This is a genomic window from Sphingobium sp. (genome assembly GCF_035511395.1).
In the GTDB taxonomy this organism is placed as follows: domain Bacteria; phylum Pseudomonadota; class Alphaproteobacteria; order Sphingomonadales; family Sphingomonadaceae; genus Sphingobium.
Genome location: NZ_DATKFP010000434.1, coordinates 1 through 3,553, shown reverse-complemented (window position 1 = coordinate 3,553; position 3,553 = coordinate 1). Strand labels below are relative to the sequence as shown.

The following is a 3,553-nucleotide window of genomic DNA, read 5'->3' as shown; positions in this document are numbered from 1 at the left end:
GGGGCTGGCGCACGGCACCGTCCGAGTGGGAACCGGTGCTACCGCGCCAGTGACAAGATAATGGCCCTTAATTGCTCCGCACGCGACCTTGATAAATGTAGGGTTGTCCGTGCCCCTGATCGTTGGGGTAGAACGTAAATGCGTAAAAGTCGGGCGTGCAGACAAAGCCGACATAGGAGAATCCTCCCTGTCTGTTCACATCTGCAACGATCTTAGCAACATCGTTCGCCGTAACCTTCTTGCCGTTAACGGCCAAGGCAAGGCTCCTGACACCATCGCGGGAAATCTCCGCATCAAATACCGCGCTGGCCGATCTGCACCGAAACTCTTGGGAGATTTTGACGCTATAGCTTGTCGTCTGTGAAAAGCGCTGAAGCCCGCAGGGAGGCGTGGGTTTTGGTGGATATGAAGTAATCGAATTTGCAAGGTTTTGGGGAAATCGGGCGAAAAGCTTGCGATTACGCGCGCCCGTGCACGTAGGGGCTTTCCTCGCAAGTCGGGTCGTGATTCATTGAGTTGGACGAAACGAAGAGGTTTTGCCGATGCCTCCGAAGAAGCCCGCGCAGCGCAGTGACGAGTTGTTCCGCAGTCAGCTCGACAACATGGTCGACATGGAACACGCGCTGGTGAAATTGGCGGGGCTGATCGACTGGTCACGGTTCGATGCGGCCTATGGACGGTTCTACCATGAGAAAGGCCGCCCTGGGCTGTCGACGCGGCTAATGGCAGGCCTGCACCTGCTCAAGCACATGGAGGGCCTGTCGGACGAAGCCGTCTGCGCCCGCTGGGTCGAGAACCCGTACCACCAATTCTTTTGCGGTGAGCAGTACTTCCGCCACAAGCTGCCACTGGATCGCTCGTCGATGACGCGCTGGCGGAACCGGATCGGGGCCGACAAGCTGGAACTTCTGCTCGCCGAGACGCTGCGCGTGGCGATGGAAACAAGGGCAATGCCGCCGCAGGCCTGCGAGCGGGTGACGGTGGACACGACTGTACAGACCAAGGCGATTGCCCATCCCACCGACAGCCACCTGCTGCTACGCGGCATCGAGTGGCTGAACCGGATTGCCCGCAAGCACGGTATCAAGCTGCGCCAGTCATTCCTGCGGGTGGGCCGCCAGGCTCGGCGCGATGTCTCCCGGCTGATCCACGGGCGCGGTCACAAGCAGGCGATGCGTTGGGTGCGCAAACTTCGCACCTGGCTGGGCCGGCTCGACCGCGACATCGGCCGCAAGATCGCCGGAAATGAGGAACTCGAGGCCGCCTTTGCCGTCGTCCGCGAGCGGGTGGCGAAGATCCTCACCCAGAAGGCTGGCAGCACGGACAAGCTTTATGCCCTGCACGCGCCCGAGGTGGAATGCATCGCCAAGGGCAAGGCGCGGACCCGCTACGAGTTCGGGGTAAAGACCTCGATCGCGGTGACAAACGCCCGCACCGCCGGCGGCCAGTTCATCGTCGGCATGCAGGCGTTGCCCGGCAACCCCTATGATGGCCACACCCTGTCCGGGCAGATCGAGCAAGTCGAGCGCCTGACCGGCGTCACCGTTGAGCGGGCTTATGTCGATCGCGGCTACAAGGGGCACAAGCATGGCGGGCAGGCCAGGGTCTATATCGCCCACACCCGCGGGATCACCTCACCCACGATCAAGCGCGAGCTCAGGCGACGAAATGCCATCGAACCGATCATCGGTCACACCAAGTCCGATGGCCTGCTCGAGCGCAATCACCTCGCCGGTGCCACCGGCGATGCCATCAACGCCATCCTGGTCGCCGCGGGGCACAATCTCAGGTTGCTCGTCGCATGGCTGACTGCGCTTTTGCGCGCCCTCATCGCCGCCTGGCTATCCCCAGTCCTGCCCAAAATGGCCGCTGCCTGAAAGCAGCCTACCAGTTCGATAAACCCCTCACGGCACATCGGACGCAATCTACCCGTCGCCGAAACGAACATCGCATTGTTCACGGCCGACTAGCTTTCCTCCCATGCCTCGCTTCCCGTCGACACGGAAATTGCGTCCTCATCCTGTGACCATGAAGGCCCAGAAGCCCCAAATGTCGCCGCCAGCGCGGCCCCGATTGCTGTCGCGATCTTCACAGCCTCTTCCCCTCAAAACTTCGCTGTCGAGACAAAGCGGCCACCAACGCCCGAAAACCACCTTCCCGCTCCCGGTGCCTGAACACTTCTCAAAATCTATGTCGAAGCGGTCTCGGCCAGTATCTCGGAACGGGCCTGCCTATCCTGCGTCATTCTCGTTGGACCGGATGTCTCAGGATTGTCCAGCGCCGGGTCCGAAGCGATCGCAGAGCATGTCGATCAACTGGCGAACGCCATCATCGGCCAGACTGTAATAGATCGTCGTCGCCTCGCGCCGAGTCTTGACCAGCCCGCCTTCACGCAGCTTGCCAAGATGTTGCGATACGCTGGACTGGGATTGCCCGCACAGTTCCACCATCGCGTTCACGGAGAACTCGCCCTGGGTCAGCCGGCACAAGATCAGCAGGCGCTGTTCATTGGCGAGCAGCTTCAGCACACTCGCCGCATGGGCGGCGTGCTGGGCGAGTTGCGCAAGGGGCGTATCAAGGGGCATCATCTGGTCGCGGGTTTCCCATCATCTCGAAGCACGATGTAAATGGCCGGAATAACCAGCACGGTCAGCAGCGTCGAGGACGCAAGGCCGAACAGCAGCGAGATCGCCAATCCCTGAAAGATCGGATCGGTCAGGATCACGGCCGCGCCAATCATCGCCGCGGCGGCCGTGAGGACGATCGGCTTGAACCGGATCGTGCCGGCTTCCAGCAGCACGTCGCGCAGCGATTTGTCCGGCGTGGCCGAATGGCGGATAAAGTCGACCAGCAGGATCGAGTTGCGCACGATGATGCCGGCAAGCGCGATGAACCCGATCATCGAGGTCGCCGTGAACGGCGCGCGGAACAGCATGTGGCCGATGACGATCCCGACCAGGGTGAGCGGCACGGGTGTCAGGATCACGAGCGGCAGACGGAAGCTTTTGAACTGCGCGACGACGATGATGTAGATGGCCAGCAGCGCGACCATGAAGGCGCCGCCCATGTCACGGAACGTAACCCAGGTGATTTCCCATTCGCCGTCCCAGAGCAGGGACGGCACGCTTTCGTCCCCGGGCTGACCATTGAGACGTATCTCCGGCTTCCGCAGGCCCTTCGCCGCCCAGTCATAGGCATCGACCGCGCGGTTCACTTCGATCATGCCGTAGATCGGCGCTTCATAGGCTCCGGCCAGTTCTGCCGTGACCATGTCGGCATAGCGGCCGTCGCGGCGGAAGATCGCGGGACTGCCCGCCTCGGTGCGGGCTTCGACCACGGCGCCGAGGTCGATAAGCTGACCGCCCGGCGTCTGTGCAACCGGCGTACTCGACAGGGCCTGCGTCCAGCTCCGGTCCTTCAGCATGTAAGACGTGGCGGAGACGGTGCGGATGCGGCCGTTGGTGCGCGCAAAGGCTTCGGCAATGCTGGCCGACGAGGCGTCGATCACGTCGACCAGCCCGGACAACAGCGCCGAGGCCCGCGCCGGCTCCTT

At 62.3% G+C, this 3,553-nt stretch carries 4 protein-coding genes; 1 reads left to right on the top strand and 3 read right to left on the bottom strand.

The annotated features are described in order from the left end of the window. Positions 1-67 precede the first annotated feature (67 nt). A complete protein-coding gene (locus VMR39_RS28965; protein ID WP_325421770.1) occupies positions 68-256 on the bottom strand; it encodes a hypothetical protein in 189 nt (62 codons plus the stop codon). Between the two features lie 286 nt (positions 257-542). Here VMR39_RS28965 and VMR39_RS28960 point away from each other — a divergent pair, with 286 nt between their 5' ends. Next, positions 543-1,877, top strand: coding sequence for an IS5 family transposase (locus VMR39_RS28960; protein ID WP_069707542.1), 1,335 nt, complete (start codon positions 543-545; stop codon positions 1,875-1,877). 387 nt (positions 1,878-2,264) lie between these two features. Here VMR39_RS28960 and VMR39_RS28955 read toward each other — a convergent pair whose 3' ends face one another. Continuing rightward, positions 2,265-2,588, bottom strand: a complete 324-nt coding sequence (locus VMR39_RS28955; RefSeq protein WP_021246229.1) for an ArsR/SmtB family transcription factor — start codon at positions 2,586-2,588, stop codon at positions 2,265-2,267. Beyond that, positions 2,585-3,553 (bottom strand): efflux RND transporter permease subunit (locus VMR39_RS28950; RefSeq protein WP_325421765.1); only part of this gene is annotated, 969 nt, incomplete at its 5' end. The genes VMR39_RS28955 and VMR39_RS28950, both read right to left, overlap by 4 nt.

What these genes read in the sequence shown, in the direction of transcription:
- VMR39_RS28960 (WP_069707542.1), top strand. Translation starts at nt 543, where the DNA reads ATGCCTCCGAAGAAGCCCGCGCAGCGCAGTGACGAGTTGTTCCGCAGT.
- VMR39_RS28955 (WP_021246229.1), bottom strand. Translation starts at nt 2,588, where the DNA reads ATGATGCCCCTTGATACGCCCCTTGCGCAACTCGCCCAGCACGCCGCC.